The sequence below is a fragment of the Sulfitobacter sp. TMED3 genome, assembly GCF_002167505.1.
GTDB classification, from domain to species: domain Bacteria; phylum Pseudomonadota; class Alphaproteobacteria; order Rhodobacterales; family Rhodobacteraceae; genus Sulfitobacter; species Sulfitobacter pontiacus.
Map to the genome: position 1 here is coordinate 1 of NZ_NHBI01000006.1, position 22,316 is coordinate 22,316.

General features: G+C 61.6%; 23 protein-coding genes. 14 read left to right on the forward strand and 9 right to left on the reverse strand.

Annotated features, from left to right (window positions below):
- The 4 genes from leuS to CBB63_RS02385 all read left to right on the forward strand — a co-directional run.
- On the forward strand, positions 1-2,290 hold a 2,290-nt coding region (gene leuS / locus CBB63_RS02370), incomplete at its 5' end, for a leucine--tRNA ligase (protein ID WP_286698000.1).
- Positions 2,277-2,762, forward strand: a complete 486-nt coding sequence (gene lptE, locus CBB63_RS02375) for an LPS assembly lipoprotein LptE (RefSeq protein ID WP_286698001.1) — start codon at positions 2,277-2,279, stop codon at positions 2,760-2,762. The genes leuS and lptE, both read left to right, overlap by 14 nt.
- Complete coding sequence (gene holA, locus CBB63_RS02380; RefSeq protein WP_286698002.1) at positions 2,759-3,757, forward strand: DNA polymerase III subunit delta; 999 nt, start codon at positions 2,759-2,761, stop codon at positions 3,755-3,757. The genes lptE and holA overlap by 4 nt, the downstream gene beginning before the upstream one ends.
- Before the next feature lie 30 nt (positions 3,758-3,787).
- Positions 3,788-4,378, forward strand: coding sequence for a glutathione S-transferase family protein (locus CBB63_RS02385; protein ID WP_037942696.1), 591 nt, complete (start codon positions 3,788-3,790; stop codon positions 4,376-4,378).
- On the opposite strand, the gene CBB63_RS02390 is transcribed toward CBB63_RS02385, so the two are convergent.
- The 3 genes from CBB63_RS02390 to CBB63_RS02400 all read right to left on the reverse strand — a co-directional run bounded on the left by CBB63_RS02390 (position 4,375) and on the right by CBB63_RS02400 (position 7,156).
- On the reverse strand, positions 4,375-5,577 hold the full coding sequence (locus CBB63_RS02390; RefSeq protein WP_286698003.1) for a TIGR03862 family flavoprotein: 1,203 nt from the start codon (positions 5,575-5,577) through the stop codon (positions 4,375-4,377). The two genes, CBB63_RS02385 and CBB63_RS02390, sit on opposite strands and share 4 nt — an antisense overlap.
- Before the next feature lie 197 nt (positions 5,578-5,774).
- Positions 5,775-6,410, reverse strand: a complete 636-nt coding sequence (locus CBB63_RS02395; RefSeq protein ID WP_286698004.1) for an enoyl-CoA hydratase/isomerase family protein — start codon at positions 6,408-6,410, stop codon at positions 5,775-5,777.
- Positions 6,407-7,156, reverse strand: coding sequence for an SDR family oxidoreductase (locus CBB63_RS02400; protein WP_037953985.1), 750 nt, complete (start codon positions 7,154-7,156; stop codon positions 6,407-6,409). The genes CBB63_RS02395 and CBB63_RS02400 overlap by 4 nt, the downstream gene beginning before the upstream one ends.
- A gap of 233 nt (positions 7,157-7,389) precedes the next feature.
- Between CBB63_RS02400 and CBB63_RS02405 the strand changes: the two genes are divergently transcribed.
- From CBB63_RS02405 to lpxK, 6 genes are all read left to right on the forward strand, one after another.
- Complete coding sequence (locus CBB63_RS02405; RefSeq protein ID WP_286698005.1) at positions 7,390-8,919, forward strand: DUF2125 domain-containing protein; 1,530 nt, start codon at positions 7,390-7,392, stop codon at positions 8,917-8,919.
- A gap of 95 nt (positions 8,920-9,014) precedes the next feature.
- Positions 9,015-10,361 (forward strand): TldD/PmbA family protein, encoded by a 1,347-nt coding sequence (locus tag CBB63_RS02410; RefSeq protein ID WP_286698006.1) that lies wholly within the window; start codon positions 9,015-9,017, stop codon positions 10,359-10,361.
- On the forward strand, positions 10,348-11,142 hold the full coding sequence (locus CBB63_RS02415) for a 3'(2'),5'-bisphosphate nucleotidase CysQ (protein WP_286698007.1): 795 nt from the start codon (positions 10,348-10,350) through the stop codon (positions 11,140-11,142). The genes CBB63_RS02410 and CBB63_RS02415 overlap by 14 nt, the downstream gene beginning before the upstream one ends.
- Positions 11,143-11,184: 42 nt before the next feature.
- A complete protein-coding gene (locus tag CBB63_RS02420; protein WP_005850395.1) occupies positions 11,185-11,427 on the forward strand; it encodes a DUF4170 domain-containing protein in 243 nt (80 codons plus the stop codon).
- A gap of 6 nt (positions 11,428-11,433) precedes the next feature.
- On the forward strand, positions 11,434-12,663 hold the full coding sequence (locus CBB63_RS02425; RefSeq protein WP_286698008.1) for a 3-deoxy-D-manno-octulosonic acid transferase: 1,230 nt from the start codon (positions 11,434-11,436) through the stop codon (positions 12,661-12,663).
- Positions 12,660-13,652, forward strand: a complete 993-nt coding sequence (gene lpxK / locus CBB63_RS02430; RefSeq protein WP_286698009.1) for a tetraacyldisaccharide 4'-kinase — start codon at positions 12,660-12,662, stop codon at positions 13,650-13,652. The genes CBB63_RS02425 and lpxK overlap by 4 nt, the downstream gene beginning before the upstream one ends.
- A gap of 45 nt (positions 13,653-13,697) precedes the next feature.
- On the opposite strand, the gene CBB63_RS02435 is transcribed toward lpxK, so the two are convergent.
- The 3 genes from CBB63_RS02435 to CBB63_RS02445 all read right to left on the reverse strand — a co-directional run bounded on the left by CBB63_RS02435 (position 13,698) and on the right by CBB63_RS02445 (position 16,028).
- Positions 13,698-14,810, reverse strand: coding sequence for a CaiB/BaiF CoA transferase family protein (locus CBB63_RS02435; RefSeq protein WP_286698010.1), 1,113 nt, complete (start codon positions 14,808-14,810; stop codon positions 13,698-13,700).
- Positions 14,810-15,505 (reverse strand): DsbA family protein, encoded by a 696-nt coding sequence (locus tag CBB63_RS02440; RefSeq protein WP_286698011.1) that lies wholly within the window; start codon positions 15,503-15,505, stop codon positions 14,810-14,812. Before CBB63_RS02440 ends, CBB63_RS02435 begins: the two co-directional genes overlap by 1 nt.
- A gap of 13 nt (positions 15,506-15,518) precedes the next feature.
- The gene (locus CBB63_RS02445; protein WP_005850403.1) at positions 15,519-16,028 is read right to left on the reverse strand and encodes a DUF721 domain-containing protein; all 510 of its coding nucleotides are present in this window, start codon (positions 16,026-16,028) and stop codon (positions 15,519-15,521) included.
- Positions 16,029-16,112: 84 nt separating this feature from the next.
- Here CBB63_RS02445 and CBB63_RS02450 point away from each other — a divergent pair, with 84 nt between their 5' ends.
- The gene (locus tag CBB63_RS02450) at positions 16,113-17,177 is read left to right on the forward strand and encodes an A/G-specific adenine glycosylase (RefSeq protein ID WP_286698012.1); all 1,065 of its coding nucleotides are present in this window, start codon (positions 16,113-16,115) and stop codon (positions 17,175-17,177) included.
- Positions 17,178-17,256: 79 nt separating this feature from the next.
- Positions 17,257-18,408 (forward strand): alkane 1-monooxygenase, encoded by a 1,152-nt coding sequence (locus CBB63_RS02455; protein WP_286698013.1) that lies wholly within the window; start codon positions 17,257-17,259, stop codon positions 18,406-18,408.
- Positions 18,409-18,559: 151 nt separating this feature from the next.
- Here the strand turns inward: CBB63_RS02455 and CBB63_RS02460 are convergent, their stop codons facing one another.
- The 3 genes from CBB63_RS02460 to CBB63_RS02470 all read right to left on the reverse strand — a co-directional run bounded on the left by CBB63_RS02460 (position 18,560) and on the right by CBB63_RS02470 (position 21,144).
- Positions 18,560-19,660 carry a site-specific DNA-methyltransferase gene (locus CBB63_RS02460; RefSeq protein ID WP_286698014.1) on the reverse strand — a complete coding sequence of 367 codons (1,101 nt, stop codon included), beginning with the start codon at positions 19,658-19,660 and terminating at the stop codon, positions 18,560-18,562.
- Positions 19,661-19,761: 101 nt separating this feature from the next.
- On the reverse strand, positions 19,762-20,379 hold the full coding sequence (gene rnhB / locus CBB63_RS02465; protein ID WP_286698015.1) for a ribonuclease HII: 618 nt from the start codon (positions 20,377-20,379) through the stop codon (positions 19,762-19,764).
- 186 nt (positions 20,380-20,565) lie between these two features.
- Positions 20,566-21,144 carry a hypothetical protein gene (locus tag CBB63_RS02470; protein WP_286698016.1) on the reverse strand — a complete coding sequence of 193 codons (579 nt, stop codon included), beginning with the start codon at positions 21,142-21,144 and terminating at the stop codon, positions 20,566-20,568.
- Positions 21,145-21,333: 189 nt separating this feature from the next.
- Here CBB63_RS02470 and CBB63_RS02475 point away from each other — a divergent pair, with 189 nt between their 5' ends.
- Both CBB63_RS02475 and CBB63_RS02480 read left to right on the forward strand, forming a co-directional pair.
- A complete protein-coding gene (locus CBB63_RS02475; protein ID WP_286698017.1) occupies positions 21,334-21,627 on the forward strand; it encodes a hypothetical protein in 294 nt (97 codons plus the stop codon).
- A 1-nt stretch (position 21,628) separates the two neighbouring features.
- Positions 21,629-22,303, forward strand: coding sequence for a winged helix-turn-helix domain-containing protein (locus CBB63_RS02480; protein ID WP_037942669.1), 675 nt, complete (start codon positions 21,629-21,631; stop codon positions 22,301-22,303).
- The last annotated feature ends 13 nt before the right edge of the window (positions 22,304-22,316 follow it).

Here is a 22,316-nt window from a genome sequence, read left to right on the forward strand (position 1 = left end):
AAACGCGGCGATGGCGATCGGCGGCCACCCCAAAGACTGGACCTACGGCAACATCGCCGACATGCGCGGCCAGATGAAACCGCTGGGGCTGTCGATTGACTGGTCCCGCGAATTTGCCACCTGTGACCCTGAATATTACGGCCAGCAGCAGGCGCTGTTCCTCGATTTCCTGTCGGAAGGGCTGGTCTATCGCAAGAACGCCATCGTGAACTGGGATCCGGTCGATATGACCGTTCTGGCCAACGAACAGGTCGAGGCAGGGCGCGGCTGGCGCTCTGGCGCGCTGGTGGAACGGCGCGAGCTGACGCAATGGTTCTTCAAAATCTCCGACCACTCGGAAGAGCTGCTTGATGCGTTGGACACGCTTGATAACTGGCCGGCGAAGGTCAAGCTGATGCAGGCGAACTGGATCGGCAAATCGCGCGGTCTGCAATTCGCGTTCTCGACCATCGACGCGCCGGAAGGTTTCGACCGGATCGAAGTATACACCACACGCCCCGACACCCTGCTTGGCGCAAGCTTTGTCGGCATTTCACCCGATCACCCGCTGGCCAAACTGCTCGAGAAAGACAGTCCCGAAATCGCGGCCTTCTGTGCCGAATGTCGCAAGGGCGGCACAACCGAAGAAGCGATCGAGACTGCCGAAAAGCTGGGGATGGATACCGGCCTGCGTGTGCGCCACCCCTTCGATACCGCGTGGGAACTGCCCATCTATATCGCGAACTTCATCCTGATGGACTACGGCACGGGGGCGATCTTTGGCTGCCCCGCCCATGACGCACGGGACTTTGAATTCGCCACCAAATACGGGCTGCCGATCACGTCGACCTTCTTGCCGTCCGAGGACGCAGACCCAAAGCTCTCCGCGCCCTTCGTGCCGGCGAAATCCGAAAAAGTGTATTACAACGGCGGCTTTGCCGGCGAGAAATGGCAAACCGGCGAAGAGGCGATCATTGCGGCCATCGACGCCTGCGAAGCGCAGGGCGTGGGCCAAGGCGTGACCAAATACCGCCTGCGCGATTGGGGCCTGTCCCGGCAACGCTACTGGGGCTGCCCGATCCCGGTCGTGCATTGCGACACCTGCGGCGTGGTGCCCGAAAAGAAAGAGAACCTGCCGATCGANCTGCCCTATGACGTCAGCTTTGACACGCCCGGCAATCCGTTGGACCGNCACCCCACNTGGCGCGACTGCGCCTGCCCGTCTTGCGGTGCGCCCGCGAAACGCGAAACCGATACGATGGANACATTCGTCGATTCCTCTTGGTATTTCGCCCGCTTNACCGCGCCACGCGCTGACACGCCGACCAATATGGCGGATGCGGAATACTGGATGAATGTGGACCAATATATCGGTGGCATCGAACACGCGATTCTGCACCTGCTGTATTCGCGCTTCTTCGCCCGCGCGATGCAGATNACCGGCCACCTGCCTGAAAAAGCGATNGAGCCGTTTAACGCGCTGTTCACGCAAGGCATGGTAACACATGAGATTTACCANACCCGCGACGCAAATGACCGCCCCGTCTATCACCTGCCCGAAGATGTGACCGACGGNAAACTNGCCGATGGGACAGAGGTTGAANTCATCCCNTCGGCCAAGATGTCGAAGTCGAAGAAAAACGTGGTCGACCCGCTGGGGATCATCGCGAANTACGGGGCGGATACCGCCCGCTGGTTCGTTCTGTCCGATTCGCCCCCCGAACGCGATGTCGAATGGACCGCATCNGGGGCAGAGGCGGCGTATAAGCACCTAAACCGCGTGTGGAACATCAGCANCCGNATCGCCGAGATGGANGACAGNGCCGCAGGCACNGGCGACGACGATCTGCTGCGCGCGATGCACAAGACCATCCACGATGTCACGATGGGTGTGGAATCCTTCGGCTTCAACGCCGCGATTGCCAAGCTTTATGCCTTTACCGCGACGTTGCANAAATCCAAGGCGGGCAAAGCCGCACAGCGCGAAGCGATCATGACGCTGGCCCAGTTGATGGCCCCGATGACCCCCCACCTGGCAGAGGAAATCTGGACCGCGCAAGGCGGCGACGGNNTGATCACNACCTCGACCTGGCCGCNAGCNGACGAAGCGATGCTGGTCGACGATACGGTGACCNTGCCNATCCAGATNAANGGCAAACGCCGCGCGGAAATTCAGGTACCTGCNGATATGCCNAAGGAAGAGGTTGAAAAGATCGCGCTGAGCCACGAAGCTGTCATTCGTACCCTTGATGGGGCCACGCCTAAAAAGGTCATCGTTGTGCCCGGACGGATCGTCAATGTCGTTGCTTAACCGCCGTTTTCTTATCGCATTGCCACTGCTGGTCCTGGCGGCCTGCGGGTTTCAACCCGTTTANGGCCCCGGCGGCACTGGCACGGCGCTGCAAAACGCGGTGCAGGTCGACGCGCCGAATGATGCCTATTCNTACACNCTCGTTCGCGAGATCGAGACGCGNTTGGGCCGCGCCGCNAGTCCGCGTTATGCTTTGGCCCTGACCGTCGANACNTCGGAAGAGGGGNTGGCGATCGACAGCGAAGACAACACCACACGGTATAANCTNNTCGGCAAGGTCGANTTNGCCCTGCGCAACCTCAGCAGTGGTCAGATCGAGGTATCAGGAAATGTCGAAAACTTTACCGGCTATTCCGCGACCGGTTCGACTGTTGCAACGCTCGCGGCAGAACGTGATGCCCAAAAACGCTTGATGGTCATGTTGGCCGACCAGCTGGTCACCCGCCTNTACGCGGCCGATCTGACCCCATGAAGCTGCCCCCGCGCGACGCGAATGCCTATTTCGCCAAGCCCGATCCGACGAAGACCGGGCTGCTGATCTATGGCGGCGATGCGATGCGCGTCGCGTTGAAACGGCANANTTTNCTGAAAAACCTGCTGGGCCCCAATGCCGAAGAGGAAATGCGCCTGACCCGTATTCAGGCCGCTGACCTGCGGCGGGATGCGCCNATGTTGCTGGACGCNATCAAGGCGGTAGGTTTCTTTCCGGGNCCGCGCGCGGCTTTTGTGGAAGACGCCAACGACAATATCGCCAAAATCCTGACCGATGCGCTGGCCGACTGGCAGCCGGGCGACGCCCAGATCGTCGTGTCGGCGGGGGATCTGAAAAAAACCTCCAAGGTGCTCAAGGCGTTCGAGGCACATAAGAACGCTTTCGCCACCCCGATCTACGACAATCCACCCGACCGGGCAGAGATTGAACGCGTGCTTGCCGAAGCAAAGCTCAGCCCCGAGGCGGATGCGATGGGGGCGCTCAGTGAATTGGCGCGGGTGCTTGATCCGGGCGATTTTCGTCAAATGGTCGATAAAATCACTCTCTATAAAATCGGCGACGCAGGCCCCCTCACGGCAGAGGATGTGGCCAACTGCGCCCCCACCTCGACAGAGGCAGAGGTCGACGACATTCTCCACGTCGTGGCAGAGGCGCGCGCGGGCGACATTGGCCCCGTGATGGCCAAGCTGCAGGCCCAAGGGGTGAACGCCGTGACGCTGATCATCATGGCGACACGTCATTTTCGCACGCTTTACCGCATCGCGAGCAATCCGGGCGGCCAGATCTGGGGCGTGCGCGACCGCGATCGCGCCATGCGTCAGGCCAAAAACTGGGGTGCGGCCAAACTGGAAACCGCACTGACCGTGCTGACAGACACCGACCTGACGCTTCGGTCAGCAGGCCAACACGCGCCGACGATGGCGCTGGTCGAACGCGCCTTTATCCGCCTCGCCATGCTGGGGGCACAACGCTAAATTCAGGTTAATTCTTGGGAGGGAATGTCGATGTATAAGGTTATCGGGGCAACCAAAACGCGGGCGATGCGGGTGATGTGGATGCTCGAGGAGTTGGGCCAGCCCTACGATCACCTGCCCTGTGCGCCACGTTCGGACGAGGCAAAGCAATACAACCCGTCCGGCAAAATTCCCGCACTTGTGGACGGCGACGACGTGCTGACCGATTCTGTCGCGATCATGCAGTATCTGGCGGACAAGCATGGCGCGCTGACAGCCCCCCCTGGCACCGCGGCCCGAGCGCATCAGGATGCGCTGACCTTCTGGCTGATCGACGAAATGGATGCGATCCTTTGGGCTGCGGCGAAACACAGCTTTGTTTTCCCGCAGGAACAGCGCGTCCCCGAGATCAAGGATAGCCTCAAAGCCGAATTCGCCCGCTCTGCTGCGATCCTGTCAGACAGGTTGGACGGACCGTTCCTGATGGGGGAGGAGGTCACCATACCGGATTTGCTGGCGACCCATTGCATCAACTGGTCCATCGGCGCGGGATTTGCGCGGGTGGATGACAAGCTGGGAAATTGGGCCAAGTCCATGCGTGACCGCCCCGCGTTCAAGGCCGCCGCCACCCGCGAAGGTTAACCCCGCTGCGCCCATGCGGCAGCGTGTTGGCCGGCCCATCGGCCTGTCGCAAGGCAGGCCGAGATCAGATACCCGCCCGTCGGGGCCTCCCAATCCAGCATTTCGCCTGCAACGAAAACGCCGGGGCGGGCGTGTAGCATCAACCCGTCATCCAGCGCATCAAGCTTTACCCCGCCTGCGGTTGAAATCGCCTCGTCCAGCGGGCGCAGCCCTGCGTGTTTCACCGGCAGCGCTTTCAGCAACCTCGCCAAGTCAGTCGCGTTCGCCGGCAAGGGGCGCGCCATTTCCTGAAGCAGCGCAATCTTGGCCACGTCCAGTTTGAGCGTTTTGCGCAGATAGTTTGCCACGCTCATCTTGCCACGCGGCTTAGCCAGCTTTTCGACCAACGCCTCGCGGGATTGATCCGGCAGCAGGTCCAGCATCAGCGGATGCCCTTCACGCAACCCGCGCGACACGGTGTAGATCCCGCCGCCTTCCAATCCGCGGGCGGAAATAACCGCCTCCCCCCGCGATCGGTGGGTGCCTGATTTCAAGCCGATCCCTTTCAGCGCCGCGCCAAAATGCGCTTCCATATGCGGCGACCAGTTCATCGCGATTCCTGCATTGGCAGGCGCAAAAGGCGCGATATCGACGCCCGCGTCGCGCAGCGGCAAGGCCCAAGCACCGGTGGACCCCAAGCGTGACCAGCTTGCCCCGCCCATGGCCAGCACGGTGACATCGGCCGGCAAGCCTTTCATGCCGTCTGGCGTATCGAACACCGGCGCGCCATCTTCCCATCCGGTCCAACGCCAGCGGGTGTTCACCGCAACACCTGCATCGGCCAGTCGTGCCAGCCACGCACGCAGCAGCGGCGACGCCTTCATCACGGTCGGGAAAACCCGCCCGGTAGAGCCGGTGAATAGGGTTTGCCCCAATCCCTTGGCCCATTCCTGCACCGCCGTAGCATCGAAACTGTTGAGAATGGGTTCAAGCGGTTCTTTTGCCGTCGAAAAAGCGTTCAGGAATTTGGCGTGTTCTTCGGCCTTGGTGATATTCAGCCCCGATTTACCCGCCATCAACAGCTTGCGCCCGACGGATGGTTTGTGATCGCAGACCGTCACAGCCAAGCCTGCCGCCGCCATCATTTCAGCCGCCATCAGCCCTGCAGGCCCCGCCCCGATGACAACCCCGCGACGGGCTGGCAAATTTTCTGATGTCATGACGTGCTCTTCCATTCGGGTTAAGGATATAGCTGTGAGTTACAGCGGCACCATTAACTTGACCTTAAACCAAATGCACGACGATCGTGCTTATTCCAATAAAAGGGCAGAATATGCGCATCATTTTAATCATCTCGGGCCTCACACTGCTGGCAAGCTGCGGCGTGCCCTTTGTCCCGTTCATCTAACCGCCTGACCTAGGGCATCTCGGCAGGGGTTTCGGGCGGGGCGCACATCGCTTTGATCCCAGTGGCAATTTCGGGCGTGGCGGCAACGGTATCGGCGACGATATCGCGTGCGCTTTGCATAAGCTCCTCGGCTGGCACAATACGATCGACCAAGCCGAACGTTAGTGCCTCTTGGGCGGTGATCTTCTGCCCGCCCATCAGAATAAGCTTGCTGCGCGCAGGGCCGATCAAGGTTGCCATACGTGCGGGGTCGCTGGGTTGCGGCAAGAACCCCAGCTTCATCACCGGATAGAAAAATTTGCCCCCGGGCACGCAGATCCGCAGATCGCAGGCCAGCGCCATCCCCATAGCGCCCCCCGCCAGCGTCCCGTTCAGCGCGCAGATGCTTAGCCCCGGCAGCGCGGCAATCGCGCCCGATAGCCTTTCCCATATGTCAGAGACAGCGAGCCCCGCGCGCGCCTCGTCCAGATCGGCACCGGCGCTGAACACTTTGCCAGTACCCGTCAGGATCACCGCGCGGGCGGCTTGGGCGTCCTCCATGAACTCGGCCAGGGCGACCAGCATCTCGTGGGTGAGGGAATTCGCCTTGTCCGGCCGGTTGATCGTCGCGACCCAGACGGGGCCTTCGCGGTCGAAATCGATCATACCAGACCAATCGCTTTGCGGATGCCCTCGTCGCGCAGCGAGATTTCCTCGCCACAGTATGTGTCGGCCTCGGCGCTGCACATCCACAACAGGGCCCGCGCGGGCCAATCGGCGGGAATGTGATCTTCCCACGCCAGTTCGCTGACGGGGTTGATGCCGCTTGCCTTGATCTCGCGCTGCATCTGGGTTGCGACCGTGCCCGGCGACAGACCGATGGCGCGGATCCCGTTCGCGGCTTCCTCCAGGTGGATCGAGCGGCCCATCATGTTCACCGCCGCTTTGGACGCGCAATAGTGGCTCCAGGCTTCGATGGCGTGATGCGCGGCACCCGAGCTGATGGTCAGGATCGACCCGCCGCCTGCGTCTTTCATCACGGGCAAGACAGCGCGCATGCCGTTGTAGACGCCCTTGAGGTTGATATCGATGACCTGCGACCATTCGTCAGGGTCCGACGTGGAAAGATGCGAGATCGGTTCAATCACACCGGCGTTGTTGATGAGCACGTCGACGCCACCAAAGGCCCCCAGCACCGTTTCCACCGCCGAGGACATCTCACCGAAACGGGCCACATTGCAGGGGATCGCGATGGCTTGCTTGCCGATTTCGCCCGCCAGATCGGCAATCGCGTCCTGAGACCGCGCCATCAGCACGACATTCGCCCCTGCGTCTGCAAAAACCCGTGCCGCTTCGGCCCCGATCCCGCGGCTGGCACCGGTGATCATCACGGTTTTACCTGTCATATCCATCGTATAATTCCCTTCGTCATCAATAAGCCCCGCACGGGGCCTGCCGCACGCGGCGTTTGGTGACATCGTTAGCAACTACATTCGCCAGCGCCAATCAAAAGCGCCCCCGCGGGCGGAACATCGCAGATTGGCGCGGGTCGCTTTGCCTTGTAAGGTGGCGTCGGGCGCTTACCTTTAGCGCAACCGCGCTGTCACCGGATAGCCGCCCGCGATTTGCGACAAAGGAATTTTTCATGATCCGCCCTCTCTTCGGCAGTGCCGCCCTTTCAGTTCTTTTCACCTCGTCCAGCGCTTTGGCGGATGTGACGCCGCAGGATGTGTGGCGTGACTGGCAGGACCATATGCAAAGCATGGGCTATGCGCTGACGGCCACGGAAAAGGTATCCGGGGATACGCTCGCGGTGAGCAATGTCCGCTTTGATCTGACGAGCGAGCCTGATCTGGGCCAGATCTCGATGTCGCTTGAACAGCTGAGCCTTGTGCAAAACGACGATGGCACCGTGTCGGTGGTCATGCCCGACGCAATGCCCTTGGTGTTCGAAATCACCCCGACCGACCCGGATGAAGACCGCGTGCGCGCAGCGCTGATCGTGAACCAGACCGGCCATGACATGCGCGTGAGCGGGACGCCGACCGACCTGAGCAGCGCCTATGCTGCCGGTCTTCTAGGCTTGACGCTGGATCAGATGACAGTGGGCGACGAGACCTTCGGCCCCGACAACGCGTCGCTGAATGTGGTGCTGAACAACGTCGAATACGCCTCTAAATCGGTGCTGGACGATATGCGCGCCTATGCGCAGGACGGGTCTATTGCGTCGATGACGTTTGACATGCGCTTCAAAGACCCCAAAGAGCCCGCCATCGCGACGATCAACGGCACCTCGACGGATATGACGTTCGACGGCGACGGGCGGTTGCCACTGGGTATTGCGCAGGCCAGTGACATGGCCGCCATGCTGCGGGCAGGCATGACCGGCGCGGGCACGTTCACCAGCGGCAACAGCACCATGACGGTAGACATCGAAGATCCCGAGAATGGCAATATGTCTGCCGCTGTCGCCTCTGAAGGGGGGCGTTTGACGGTTGAAACCAGCGCCGACGGCATGAGCTATGCCGGTTCGCGTCAAGGCATGGCGCTGTCAGTGCAGCCGCAGCAGTTTCCTTTCCTTCTGTCCTTCGGCCTCGATAATGCGGCGTTCAACCTAAGCGCGCCGGTGCTCAAGTCCGACGATGCGCAGGACGTGGCCCTTGGGCTGAACCTCGAAGGGTTCACCATGTCGGATATGGTCTGGGGCATGATCAACCCGCAAGGCACCCTGCCCCGCGATCCTGCCAACCTGTCGCTGGATGTGTCCGGCAAGGCGCGGCTGTTGATGGATTACTTTGACCCCGAGGCCGCGACCAGAATGGCCGAGACCGGACAGGTGCCAGCACAGCTGGATAGCGTGAACCTGAATGCGCTGATCGTGGATGCACTGGGGGCCAAACTGACCGGCAATGGCGCGGTCACGTTCGAGCATGACGAGAACGACCCAACGGCGCTAAAGCCGTCGGGCGCTGTAGACCTCAAGCTGGTGGGCGGGAACACCTTGATCGATACGCTGGTGTCCTCGGGCTTGCTGCCTGCGCAGATGGCGATGGGTGCGCGTATGATGATGGGCATGTTCGCCGTCCCGGCCGAGGGTGAGGACGATACGCTGAAATCCAAGCTCGAATTTACCCGCGACGGGCAAATCCTCGCCAATGGGCAGCGGATCAAGTAACCCTTCGCGGCCACGGCCCTCCAGCGACTGGCGTCCCTTGCACAGCTGCGGCAGGGGCGCTAGCAGTCTTTCACCCATTCAAGGAGCATCCCCCCATGTCGCAATCCATTGAGGCGCTGACCAAGTCGTTGCTGCATGCCGCCCGTCAAGCGGGTGCGGATAGTGCTGATGCGATGGCCGTGCGCGGGACATCGGTGAACGTCGATGTCCGTGGCGGGGTGCTGGAACAGGCCGAACGGGCCGAGGGCGTCGATATCGGGCTGCGGGTTTTTGTCGGGCAACGCTCGGCCAATGTCTCTGCTTCCGACACATCGGACCGCACGATCGAGGAAATGGCGATCCGCGCGGTGGCAATGGCGAAAGAGGCCCCCGAAGATCCCTACATCGGCCTTGCCGATCCCGACCAGCTGGCGACGGACTGGGATGTCGAGGCGCTTGAGCTTTACGACCCCGCGCCCGAGCCTTCGCCCGAAGCGCTGCAAGATGACGCCGCCCGCGCCGAGGCCGCAGGGCTAGCCGTCAAAGGTGTCAGTCAGGTGCAGTCCGCGGGTGCGGGCTATGGCGCGCAACAGGTATTTATGGCGGCCAGCAACGGGTTCGAAGGCGGATACCGCCGTACCGACCGCGGGCTGTCCTGCGTTGCAATCGCCGGCACCGGCACAGGGATGGAGCGGGACTATGACGGCGACAGCCGCATCTTCCAGACCGACCTGCGCAGCCCCGAAGACATCGGGACCAAAGCCGGTGAGCGCGTTCTTGAACGCATGGGGGCACGCAAACCGCCCACGGGGGCCTATCCGGTGTTGTTTGACGAACGCATTTCCTCGGCGCTGATCGGGCATCTTCTGTCTGCGATCAGCGGCACGGCGATTGCACGCGGTGCCTCGTGGCTGCGCGACGCTATGGGCGAACAGGTGCTGCCAAAGGGCATGTCCCTGATCGAAGACCCGTTTCGCCCCCGCGTCGCAGGNTCGCGCCCGTTCGATGGCGAAGGGCTGCCCACGTCGCGCCGNACCATCGTGGACGACGGGATGTTGCAGGGNTGGACCCTTGANCTGGCAACCGCGCGCAAGCTGGGGCTGACCCCGACCGGCAATGCCGCACGCGGCACCGGATCGAACCCCGGTCCGGCCACATGGAATATCGCGCTGTCCCANGGCAATGCCACCCGCGCNGACCTGATCCGCGATATGGGCACAGGTCTTTTGGTGACGTCGATGATCGGGTCGACCATCAACCCCAATACCGGCGACTACTCTCGTGGGGCGTCCGGTCTGTGGATCGAAAACGGCGAGATCACCCACGCNATCAACGAATGTACCATNGCGGGCAATCTGCGTGATATGCTGCAATCGATTGTACCNGCCAATGACGCGCGCGCGCATCTGAGCCGCGTTGTGCCGTCGCTTCTTGTCTCGGGAATGACCCTTGCCGGCGCTTGATGACCTCTCCCTTCTGATCGAGGCCGCACGCCGCTCGGGCGAGATTGCGACCTCTTTCACCGGCAAGACCGCGCAGCGTTGGGACAAGCCCGATGATGCCGGCCCGGTGACCGAGGCTGACCTTGCGGTGAACGCGATGCTGCACCANACGCTGACGGCGGCACGCCCGGATTATGGCTGGCTGTCCGAGGANAGCGACGACGGTACACGGCGGCTGGGGCAGCGTGATCTGTTCATCGTCGACCCGATTGACGGCACACGCAGCTTTATCGAAGGGTCTGACACCTGGTCCCATTCCCTTGCCATTGCGCGCGACGGGAGGATTACGGCGGCGGTGGTGTTCCTGCCCATGCTCGACCGGCTCTATGCCGCGGCGGCGGGGGCCGGTGCCACCCTGAACGGGCAAAGCATCTCTGTCTCGGACATCGCCACATTGCCCGAGGCGACCGTGCTGGCCACGAAACCGGTGATGGACATGCAGCATTGGACCAAGGGCGACCCCGGCTTCAAACGCGCGCACCGTCCGTCGCTGGCCTATCGGCTGGGGCTGGTGGGTCAGGGTCGTTTTGACGGCATGGTCACGTTGCGCAAAAGCTGGGAATGGGACATCGCCGCAGGGGCGCTGATTGTCACCGAAGCAGGCGGGCAATGCACCGACCGCACNGGGCAACCCCTGCGGTTCAACAACCCCGATCCACGCCTGAACGGTGTCGTCGCGGGGGGCGATGCCGTCCATGGGGCGCTGCTAAGCGGCCTTGCCCAGACCCAAGCCACCCCTTAGATTGCCCCCAAGGCCATCTGTTTGAAAACAAAGGACCGCGATATGACCCAACGCTTGCACCTCGTCTTTGGGGGCGAACTGATTTCGCCCACCGGTACCGCGTTCAAAAACGTCGATGACATCCATGTCGTCGGGATTTTTCCGAACTACGCCAGCGCCTATGACGCCTGGAAAAACGAGGCACAGCGCACGGTCGATAATGCGCATATGCGGTATTTTATCGCGCATCTGCACCGTCTGCGCGACGAAGAGGCTGCGGCCTCCTCTACCGAAGAGCTGGGGTAAACTCTTATGGCGCGGTCGCTTGGGCTGTCGGCCTATCGCGCCTTTACCGGTCGCGGGGGCGTGCCGCCATTCACCCCCGTGGCCAAGCGCCCCNCCGGAGAGCTGGTCTGGTGCCACGCCCCCGAACCCGGCAGCTTGTTCGCGATACAGGATCTGGCCATTCGCCTGTGCCGGAGCCGTCCGGGGCTGAGTGTTCTGATCACCGTCCCCCAAGCCTTGGTGCCGGTCGACCTGCCGCCGTGNAGCGAAGCCGACGTGCTGATCGATNCNCTGCCCGANGACCNCCCNNCGCTTGCCAANANNTTTATCGATTACTGGCAGCCCGACGCCTGTGTCTGGGCATGGGGGCGTNTGCACCCGAATATGATTGCAGAGATGACCACACAGNCCTGNCCGATGTTCCTGATCGATGCCGACAGCGACGGCTTTGACGGGCGACGCGACCGGTGGCTGCGCGATCTGACCCGCGATCTGCTGATGCATTTCTCGGCGATCATGACGCGGTCGGAGGCGGGGATGCAGCGGCTTGTCCGGCTTGGGCTCGCCCGCAAGGACATAGAGCTGACCCCCGCCCTTCAGGCCGGTGGCCGCGTGTTGCCTTGTATGGATTCCGATCTGGCCGATCTGTCNGCTGCGGTTGTGGGGCGCCCGATCTGGTTCGCCAATCAGGTGCTCGAGGGTGAGCTGAACACNGTGCTCACCGCGCACCGCCAAGGGCTCCGTCTGTCACACCGGCTGTTGCTGATCCTCGCGCCCGCCGACCCCAAGCAGGCCGATGTTTTCGCGCAGCGNATGGAGGATCAGAACTTTCGCGTGCTGCGATGGGGCGACGCGGGCTATCCCGANGCCTCGACTCAGGTGATGATCGCCGATGATCCGGCAGAGATCGGCTTGTTCTACCGGCTGGCCCCTGTGTCCTTTCTGGGCAANTCCCTGATCAACGGCAGCGGTGGCTGTGANCCGTTCGAGGCCGCGGCCCTGGGNTCGGCTGTGCTGTACGGGCCGAAAGTCCGGCGGTATCTGCCGCTNTATACCCGGCTGGCTGCCGAAGGAGCCGCGCGNATCGTGAATGATGCCACAGCGCTTGGCACCGCCGTGAACCGGCTGATCGCGCCAGATCAGGCAGCGACGATGGCGCAGGCGGGGTGGGATGTGATCAGCCGCGGTGCGGCCGTCACCGACAAGGTGATCGACCTTGTNCANGAAACGCTTGACCAGCNAGAGNCCACATCATGAAACGCGCCCCCGCCTTTTGGCACCGTCCCACGCCCGATTGGCGCGCGCGCCTGTTGCAACCTCTGGGCGCGCTTTATGCGCGTGCCACTGCCCGNAGGCTGGCGGCGGGNACGCCGCTGCGTCTGGATATTCCGGTGGTCTGCGTCGGCAACATCAACGCNGGGGGCACGGGCAANACGCCAACGGTCATGGCTGTCGTCGAACANCTGCGCGACAGGTATCACACGCCCCATGTGGTGTCGCGCGGTTACGGCGGCACGCTGAAGGGGCCGGTGCAGGTTGATCCGTCGCGCCACACCGCCGCACANGTGGGGGATGAACCGCTGCTGCTGGCCGCCTTTGCCGATGTCTGGGTTGCGCAGGATCGCGCAGCGGGGGCGCAGGCCGCGGCGGACGCAGGGGCCTCGGTGATTGTCATGGACGACGGCTTCCAGAACCCCGCGCTGCATCAGGACCTATCGATTGTGGTAGTGGATGCGGCCAAGGGGTTCGGCAACGGGCTGTGCCTGCCTGCGGGCCCCTTGCGCGAACCCGTTGCTACGGGTCTGGCGCGGGCGGATATCNTGCTGTCCATCGGTGGCGCNGCAGATCAGGCGCAGTTTGACGCGACCGACCTGCCCCGCGGGCTGCCGCATGTGCGTGCCGAACTCNCCCCCCTGCAAACGGGGATGGATTGGTCCGACACCCGCGCGCTGGCNTTNGCAGGNATCGGCCACCCCGAGAAGTTTTTTGCCACCCTGCGCGATCTGGGGGCAGAGATTGTCCACGCCGAAGCGCTGGAGGATCACCAGCCGCTGAACCCTGCGCTGATGGGACGGCTAGAGGCGGATGCCGCCCTGCGCGGCGCACAGTTGGTCACAACAGAAAAAGACGCGGTGCGTCTGCCCGCGTCTTTCAGAATGAAGGTGATAACCCTGCCTGTGCGACTGAAGTTCGATCCTGAAAACGCGCTATTTGCNGCGCTGGATCNACTGCCGAAACCGGCATAACCGCCAGAGCTTCCAGCGAAGCNCNGGCAGCNTGTCGGGGCGAACCTAGTCGTCCTGCCCCAGCTTTGGCGCGGCGCGATGCAAAGCCAGTTCAGCGCCCGAGAATTTGAACGGCGACCGGATGCCCGGCACCCCGTCCAGCTCGACCTTCATGCCACGCGCGATGACNTGGGGGTCTTCGAACATATCGGCCATGTCGTTGATCGGCCCNGCTGGCACGCCCTCTGCCTCGCAGGCGGCGAGCAGATCGTCGCGGGTGCGTTGGCTGGTAGCCCCNTTCAGACGGCGGATCATCTCGGGCCGGTTGGCGACGCGGTCGGCGTTCTTGGCATAGTCNGCCGANNTTGCCATATCATCCAGCCCCAGCATCCGGCACANCCGNTGGAACTGCCCNTCATTGCCCGTNGCNATGATCAGATGCCCGTCAGAGGATGTGAACACCTCGTAGGGGGTCAGGTTCGGGTGTGCATTGCCCATCCGCGTCGGCGCATTGCCCGTGGTCAGATAGTTCATCGCCTGATTGCCCGTCACCGCAACAGCGCAATCCAGCAGTGCCATGTCAATATGCTGGCCCACGCCGGTCTGGCTGCGCTGGTGTACCGCTGCCAGAATGGCCGTGGTGGCATAGACGCCGGTAAAGATATCGGTGATCGCCATNCCGTGTTTCTGCGGCTGACGGTCGGGTTCACCCGTGATCGACATCAGGCCGGACATGCCNTGGATGATGAAATCATAGCCCGCGCGATGCGCATAGGGGCCGTCTTGCCCGAAACCGGTGATCGAGCAATAGATCAGCTTGGGGAACTGCTTGGACANGCTGGCGTAATCCATCCCGTATTTGGCAAGCCCGCCGGTTTTGAAATTCTCGATCAGGATGTCGGCATCGGCCANAAGCTCTTTCATCTTGGCCTGACCNTCATCNGTGGTCAGATCGACAACAACCGAGGCTTTGCCCCGGTTGGCCGAATGGAAATACGACGCGGATTTATCTTCCCCGCGCTCGATGAACGGAGGCCCCCACTGGCGGGTNTCGTCGCCCGCCGGGCTTTCGACCTTGATCACCTCGCAGCCGAGATCCGAAAGCGTCTGACCGGCCCAAGGGCCTGCCAGAATACGTGCCAGCTCAATAACCTTGAGCCCTGCCAGCGGGGCCGCCATTATTCTTCCAGCGCTGCGTCGATGATCTCTTTCATCTCGGCATAGGGCATGTTGGAGTATTTCTTGCCGTTGATGATGAAGCTTGGCGTGCTGTTGATGTCATCCGCCTTCTGGTTTTCTTCCCACCATGCGACCAGCGACTGTGCTTTTTCACCGTCTTGCAGACAGGCGTCCAGTTCAGCNTTGTCGAGCCCGGCCANACGGCCGATTTTGCGCANCTCTTCGACGATCGCGGCAGGCTCTCCGGCGCGGACCCATTCGGACTGNCCGGCATAGATCATGTCGGTGATGCCAAAGAACTTGTCCTCGCCACCGCAGCGCGACACCATCGACGCCCAAAGGCCGTAGCGGTCAAAATAGACCTCGCGGTAGGTGAAGCCGATCTTGTCGTTGTCGATGTAATCCGCCTTGAGCTGCTGGAACGGGCCTTGGTCAAAGGAGGCGCAGTGCGGGCAGGTGTAGGATGCGTATTCGATGATCTGGACCGCTGAATCGGGGTTGCCCAATGTCATGTCCTGAATTTCGGTGGTTGCAGCAGGCGCATCCGCCTCTGCCGTGTCGGCGGACTGCGCGTTGGCCGCGCTGACCAGCGGGTTGATCGGTGTGCTGTTCACGGCATTTGTACCGCTGAAAGCGTACCAGCCACCTGCGGCAGCTACGGCAACAGCCGCAAGGATGGGGAATGTCGGTTTCATGTGATTTCCTTTTTCAGCGTTTGGTCTTGTTCAATATGTTCTCGCCCAGACGTGCAAGTGCATCGCGCAGGGCCTCGTTCGCGACAGGGCTGACGGTTTCGGCAGCACGCTGTTGCAAGACGGGGTCGTTCGGCGGTTCGGGATGGGTCTTGGGTTGCGGCGCAAACGCGACCTGGCCTTCGGCAAAGCCGGTGGCAGCCGTCTGGGTCACCCGCACCCGCGCAATCGCGTTGAACCCGTAGATGGCGTTCACCTTGGCGCGCAGCTGTTCCTTCTGCATCTCCAGCATGGGCGCATTTGCCCCTGTCGTCAGCAAGGTCAGCGTCGCCCCCATACCGCCGCGGCCATAGCTGACCTCAACAGGGCGCGAGATGGCCGCGACGTCCTGACCGACGATTTCGGCCCATTGGGTCAACAGACGGGATTGGGCAAAGCCGCGAGTCTCGCTCGCCTGACGGATCTTGGCCGAAAGCAGGCTATCCGTCCTTTTGAACCCTTTTGTACTGGTACGCCGTGGCGCCATGACTATCTTTCCCGAATGACTAGCCACAACATAGCGATCCCGCCTCGTATCACCAGCCATACCCAACCGAAAAGGTTATAAACATTGCGTGACACCGACCCCTCCGGCGACCTCCCGCTGATCCTTCTGGAATGGTACGATGTCCATGCCCGCGCGATGCCTTGGCGCGTGCTGCCAGCGGCGCGGATGGCGGGCGTGCGCCCCGATCCCTACCGCATCTGGCTGAGCGAGGTGATGCTGCAACAAACCACCGTCGCAACCGTGCGCGACTATTTCCAACGGTTCACCGCGCGCTGGCCGACGGTCGTTGATCTGGCAGCGGCTGCGGATGCGGATGTGATGGGAGAATGGGCCGGACTGGGCTATTATGCCCGTGCCCGCAATCTGCTGAAATGCGCCCGCGCTGTGGTGGCCGATCATGACGGCCACTTCCCCGCCGACCACGCGGCCTTGCTGAAGCTGCCGGGAATTGGCCCTTATACTGCTGCGGCCGTATCCTCTATCGCGTTTGATCTGCCGTTCACGGTGCTGGATGGCAATGTTGAACGGGTGATGGCGCGGCTTTATGACATCCACACCCCCCTGCCCGCCGCCAAGCCCGACCTCATGGCACGTGCTCAGGCGCTTACCCCAACCACCCGTCCCGGAGATTACGCCCAAGCGGTGATGGATCTGGGGGCCACGATCTGCACCCCCAAATCCCCTGCCTGCGGCATTTGTCCGTGGCGCGCCCCCTGCCTTGCTCGCCGCAATGGCACGGCGGCCGAACTGCCCAAGAAGACCCCGAAGAAGCCGAAACCGATCCGNCATGGCACGGTCTATCTGGGGCAGCGCGCGGATGGNGCCTGGCTGCTTGAGACGCGCCCCGACAAAGGGTTGCTCGGCGGTATGCTCGGGTGGCCCGGCACCGACTGGATNGAGGCCGACGGCNCGCGCCCCGCAGGCACGCCGCCTGCCCCCGCCGACTGGCACCCCCTTGCNGGGGAGGTGCGGCACACGTTCACGCATTTNCACCTGATGCTGACCGTCATGCACGCGCCCCTAACGAATGACACGGTGCCAGCACGCGGGCANTTTGTCNNGCGGGATGATTTCCGCCCGTCGGACCTGCCCACGGTGATGCGCAAAGCCTATGACTTGCTACGTTAGCGGCGGCGCGGCATAGTTTATCGCAGCCAAAGCTGTGCCCGATCCCCTTGGGCCAGATAACCCGAAAAGGCCGTGCAGCATGACCTCGCCCACCACAAACATAAGCACCGACCAGCTGTCGCAGTTCCGGCGTGCGCTGCCTTTTGCCCTGTCCTTNGCGCTGATCCCGCTGGTCTGGATNTCCGCCACCGTCGGCGGCTGGACCGTGATCCTGATGCCGCTGGTCACATGGTATCTGTTTTCGATCATCGACGCGATNGCGGGGCTGAACCTTGATAACGCCGATCCGGACGCNTCAGACGGCGACCTGTTCTGGTATCGCATGATCACGACCGCGTGGATGCCGGTGCAGTTTCTCACGCTCTTCGGGTTGCTATGGTACGTGCCACAGGCCGCGCATCTGTCCGGCTGGGAGAAAGCCGCCGTCTTCTTCGGCGTCGGCGTCATGACNGGCACCATCGGGATCAACTACGCCCACGAGCTGATGCACCAACGCAATAGACGCGAACGCTTCTGGGCCGATGCGCTGCTGGCGATGGTGCTNTATTCGCACTTCCGGTCTGAACATCTGCTGGTGCACCACCGCTATGTCGCCACCCCGCGCGATCCGGTGACCGCACGCTATAACGAAGGGTTCCACCGCTTTTACCCGCGCGTNCTGCGGCAATCGCTGGTGTCCAGCTTTCAGGCCGAAAAANCGATGCTGGCACGCAAGGGCAAACCCTGGANCGACCTGAGCAACCCNTTTTTCAAATACTGGGCGCTGCAAGCAGGCTGNCTGATCCTCGCCGTGGTCCTTGGCGGNTGGGTCGGNCTGGGNCTGTTCCTGCTGCAAGCGGGCGTGGCGATCTGGCAGCTTGAGCTGGTGAATTACATCGAACACTACGGTCTGACGCGCAAACATCTGGGTGACGGCAAATATGAACACGTCCAGCCGCGTCATTCGTGGAACGCNGCGCATAAGGCGTCCAACTGGCTGCTGATCAATCTGCAACGCCATTCCGACCACCACTANAAACCCGACCGGCGGTTTCCCGTGCTGCAAACCTATGGCGACGCAGAAGCNCCGCAANTNCCCTATGGCTACCCCGTCATGACAATGGCCGCGATGATGCCCTGGGTCTGGCGGCGNGTGATGAACCCACGGGTGCGGGAATGGCGCCGGACCTACTACCCCGAGATCACNGACTGGGCCGAGTATAACGCAGGCAAGACNCCCTANCCCCGCTGAACATCGCTGAACCTTCCTGACCGCCTGAAACGAAAAAGACCCCGCCAATGAAAGGCGGGGCCAAGGTGAGTGTCCTTATGGGCACGCCTTCTCATGAGGCGGCAAGGACACCGGCGGTGTTCGTAAATAGGGTGTGAAAGTGGGGAGAGGCCTAGTTGGCCATNTCTGCCCGGATCTGCTGGCGCAAGATATCGATCGGCACGCGNTTGCCGTCTTTCTTGTAGCACCAATATGTCCAACCATTGCAGCTTGGCGCTTTCTCATANGCCGCACCGACTTGGTGGATCGATCCTTTGACCTCGTTCCCGACAAGCGTGCCATCGGCACGNACCTTGGCGGAATACCGGCCGTTNAGGGAATAAAGCTCTTCGCCCGGGCGCAGCATGCCACGTTCAACCAGCTGGCCAAACGGCACGCGCGGCTCGGCGCGTTTCGAGGTGGTGGTCTGCAACGCTTCNTTNTCGAACTTGCGCACGGATTTNATCCGCTTTTCGGCAACCTTGCGATACGCCTCTTCCCGTTCNATCCCGATAAAGTCGCGGCCCAGCATCTTGGCAACGGCNCCTGTGGTGCCNGTGCCAAAGAACGGATCAAGCACGACATCACCGGGGTTGGTGGACCCCACAAGGATACGGTGCAACAGGCTTTCGGGNTTTTGCGTCGGATGCGCTTTATCGCCCATCTCGTCCTTCAGACGTTCGTGACCGGTGCAGATCGGCAGCACCCAATCNCTGCGCATCTGGATNCCTTCGTTCANCGCTTTCAACGCTTCGTAGTTGAAGGTGTATTTGGAATTCTCGTCCTTNCCGGCCCAGATCATGGTNTCATGCGCATTGGTAAANCGCTTGCCGCGAAAGTTCGGCATCGGGTTCGACTTGCGCCACACCACGTCGTTCAANATCCAGAAACCCGCATCCTGCAANGCGGCACCAACGCGGAAAATATTGTGATAGCTGCCAATAACCCAGATNGCGCCATTGGGTTTCAGCAGACGNCGCGCGGCTTTCAGCCATTCGCGGGTAAACTTGTCATAGACGGCAAAGCTGGAAAACTGATCCCACGCATCATCGACCGCATCCACCTTTGAATTGTCGGGACGATGCAAGTCGCCACGCAACTGCAGGTTATAGGGGGGATCCGCAAAGATAAGGTCCACCGACTCTGCCGGAAGCGCATTCATCGCTTCGATACAGTCGCCAGAAATGATCGTGTTTAAAGGGAGTGCTGCCGCACCCTTGGTCATCGTCTTCATAATAGCTGCCTCTTGCCCGGCACATTGTGTGCTCTTGGTTATCCACAAGATGCCCCGACAGACGATTCCTGGTCAATTTCTTTTTTGAATCAAGTGGTTAGTTATTTATCTTGATACAACATGTTGTGTACGGGTTTGAACAAACGTCTATGGTGTGGGGTCACACCAATTTTCTGCAACGCCTCCATGTGCTTTTTCGACCCGTATCCCATGTTGGTTTCCCAGCCATATCCAGGGTGCTGTTGCGCCAAGGACAACATGACACAATCTCGACATATTTTGGCCGCAATTGAGGCCGCGGAAATCGACTGCGACCGAGCGTCTCCCTTGATCACGGTTTCGGCAGGCAAGGTCAGATCGCGCGGGATCATATTGCCGTCGATCAACGCATAATCGGCGGGGGTCTTCAGCCCCTCCAGCGCGCGCAGCATGGCAAGGTGGCTCGCCCTCAGGATGTTGAGCTCTTCAATCTCTTCGACCGAGGCATGGGCAACGCTGATATCCGCAACCTGCAAAAGCTCTTCATACAGGCGTTCTCGCGCAGGTTTGGTCAGCTTTTTTGAATCGTTCAGCCCCTCGGGAATGCGATCCGGGTCCAGCACCACGGCAGCGGCAGTGACCGGCCCCGCCAAGGGCCCGCGCCCCACCTCGTCCACGCCGGCGACCCGCTCAAAGCCGCGCGCATGGGCGGCCCGTTCAAATTCAAAATCTGGTTTCATGACCCGTGAAAACCCCAACCCGCGGCAAAGCTCAAGCCCCGCCCACGCGAATTGTGACCTTGCGAAGACTGCGATGTCACAATCGCAAAAGATATCCACAGCACATAAGAAAGGGAGGGATGCCCGAACATCCCTCCCTTCCCCACCCGAGAGCATCGAAATGCCCCCGGTATTGGCACGCTGAGATTAACCGCGCGCCAAACTGTATCCCGCGCCGCGCAGGCAGCGGGCGTCATACCCATAGCGGGTGCCCCGATGGGTCCGGATCTGCTGCGCACATTGCTGCGGCAGACGGTTGGCATGACGGAAATTATTCTCAAGACAGCGGCGGCCGAACATCAGCACCTGACCGCGACGCGTGTCGAAGCTCTGGAAACACTGTTTGGGCAGCAGCTTGGCGTTGGCATGGGTGCGATGCTGCTTGCGCTTGTAGCCCTTGGGCAGCGGACGCGGCTCTACCCGGTGGCGCGATTGCGGCGCGCGGTAGACGGGCACGCGCTCGGCCCGTTGAGGGCGTGGAGCGCGGTACACAGTGTTTGGCGCGTGGCGGTGCTTTGATACTTCCTGCCGGGCACGTTCTTCGTCGCGCTTGTTCTTGTCGTGAATGATCTTGCCGACAATGGCCACGCCCAAAACACCGACCGCGATTTTCGCCAGATCCCTGTTGCGGTCGCCCGCCGCGGCGGGGGCAGCAGTAAAGGCGGTGATAGCGACGGCTGCGGCTGCAATCGAGGCGATGAATTTATGGTGCAATGTAAAGCGCATTGTCTGATCCTTTCGGTTGGGGGCAACATGGGAAGCACCCCATGCAAAGCCATCAAGAGCGAGGCCGTGGGATCAAACTGGCCGCACCCCCCTCAGACAGGCAATAACACCCCCCTGTTATCGAATAACAAAGCGGTACAGACCCAATGGATATTGAATATCCGCCCGGATAGGCGCAGTCTGATCGTCATGAAACACATCCTCCTTTCCCTGACTGCTGCGGGGCTTCTGGCCCTCTCCGCCCCCTCTGCCCAAGCGGCGGAATGTTTTGCCGACTACAAGGCAAAGCAGGAAAACCCCTTGCGCCTGCATTATGGTGTGGCGCAGGTATCCGGTGACTGCAGCCGTGCCTCGGCGCAGGCCCAATTGACGGACCGGCTGGCTGCAAATGGCTGGACGTTGCTGACGATCGTCTCTGTCTTTGGCAAGGATGGCCTAAACCAAAGGAAAGCGAGTGCCGGACCAAATTTCCTCCGCTTCTGAGATGCGCCGCACGGGCGGGCGTTTTGTCGGCGGTGGTATCGCGGCCGTTGTGGCGATCATTCTGATCGGCGCAGGGCTGTTGCTATGGGCCCTGCCCGACGCCAATGCCTTTAACGCGCAGGTCGAACGCATCTTTGTCGAGAACGACGATCTGACGACTCAGGCCGAAATCAAACTGCTTGAAATTCTCGCACAATCGGGCACGGCGTTTTCCGAAACCCTGTCGAGCTACCGGATCGTGATCATCGTGCTGCTGGTCTTTGCGACGGCCATGCTGGTCGCGGCGCTGGTGTTCCTGATCATGCTCGTGGGCTTCAACCGCCGCATGGCGCAGATCGAACGGGTGGGGATACAAGTAAACTCGCTCCTCATCAGCCGCGAGGAAAACACCGTCTATCTCAACAACCTGGGCTTCAAACTGACCGCCGCCGCGATGGAAACGATGTCGGTCCTTGCTGAAGCGCGCATGGATGACGATGTGCTCTCAGGCTCCGAGATCGAGGGCATGATCTCGGGCCGGACCGCCGCTGACTGCGACGAAGCAGCAGGGGCCACGCGCATCAAACGTCTGCGCGATACATTGGGCAACCAGATCGTGTCGGAACTGCTGGTCAAGAATATCGCGCGGCGCGGCTATATGCTGGCCATCGACAAAGACGTGATCAAGGTCATCTGACCTCTTCATTTTG

Excerpts from the sequence above, each read along its gene's own strand:
- CBB63_RS02395 (WP_286698004.1), bottom strand. The coding sequence starts at position 6,410 with ATGATCGATTTCGACCGCGAAGGCCCCGTCTGGGTCGCGACGATCAAC.
- CBB63_RS02400 (WP_037953985.1), bottom strand. The coding sequence starts at position 7,156 with ATGGATATGACAGGTAAAACCGTGATGATCACCGGTGCCAGCCGCGGG.
- CBB63_RS02470 (WP_286698016.1), bottom strand. The coding sequence starts at position 21,144 with ATGCGCTTTACATTGCACCATAAATTCATCGCCTCGATTGCAGCCGCA.
- CBB63_RS02385 (WP_037942696.1), top strand. The coding sequence starts at position 3,788 with ATGTATAAGGTTATCGGGGCAACCAAAACGCGGGCGATGCGGGTGATG.
- CBB63_RS02445 (WP_005850403.1), bottom strand. The coding sequence starts at position 16,028 with ATGGCGCCACGGCGTACCAGTACAAAAGGGTTCAAAAGGACGGATAGC.
- CBB63_RS02420 (WP_005850395.1), top strand. The coding sequence starts at position 11,185 with ATGACCCAACGCTTGCACCTCGTCTTTGGGGGCGAACTGATTTCGCCC.
- CBB63_RS02475 (WP_286698017.1), top strand. The coding sequence starts at position 21,334 with ATGAAACACATCCTCCTTTCCCTGACTGCTGCGGGGCTTCTGGCCCTC.
- CBB63_RS02390 (WP_286698003.1), bottom strand. The coding sequence starts at position 5,577 with ATGACATCAGAAAATTTGCCAGCCCGTCGCGGGGTTGTCATCGGGGCG.
- rnhB (WP_286698015.1), bottom strand. The coding sequence starts at position 20,379 with ATGAAACCAGATTTTGAATTTGAACGGGCCGCCCATGCGCGCGGCTTT.
- CBB63_RS02405 (WP_286698005.1), top strand. The coding sequence starts at position 7,390 with ATGATCCGCCCTCTCTTCGGCAGTGCCGCCCTTTCAGTTCTTTTCACC.
- CBB63_RS02480 (WP_037942669.1), top strand. The coding sequence starts at position 21,629 with ATGCGCCGCACGGGCGGGCGTTTTGTCGGCGGTGGTATCGCGGCCGTT.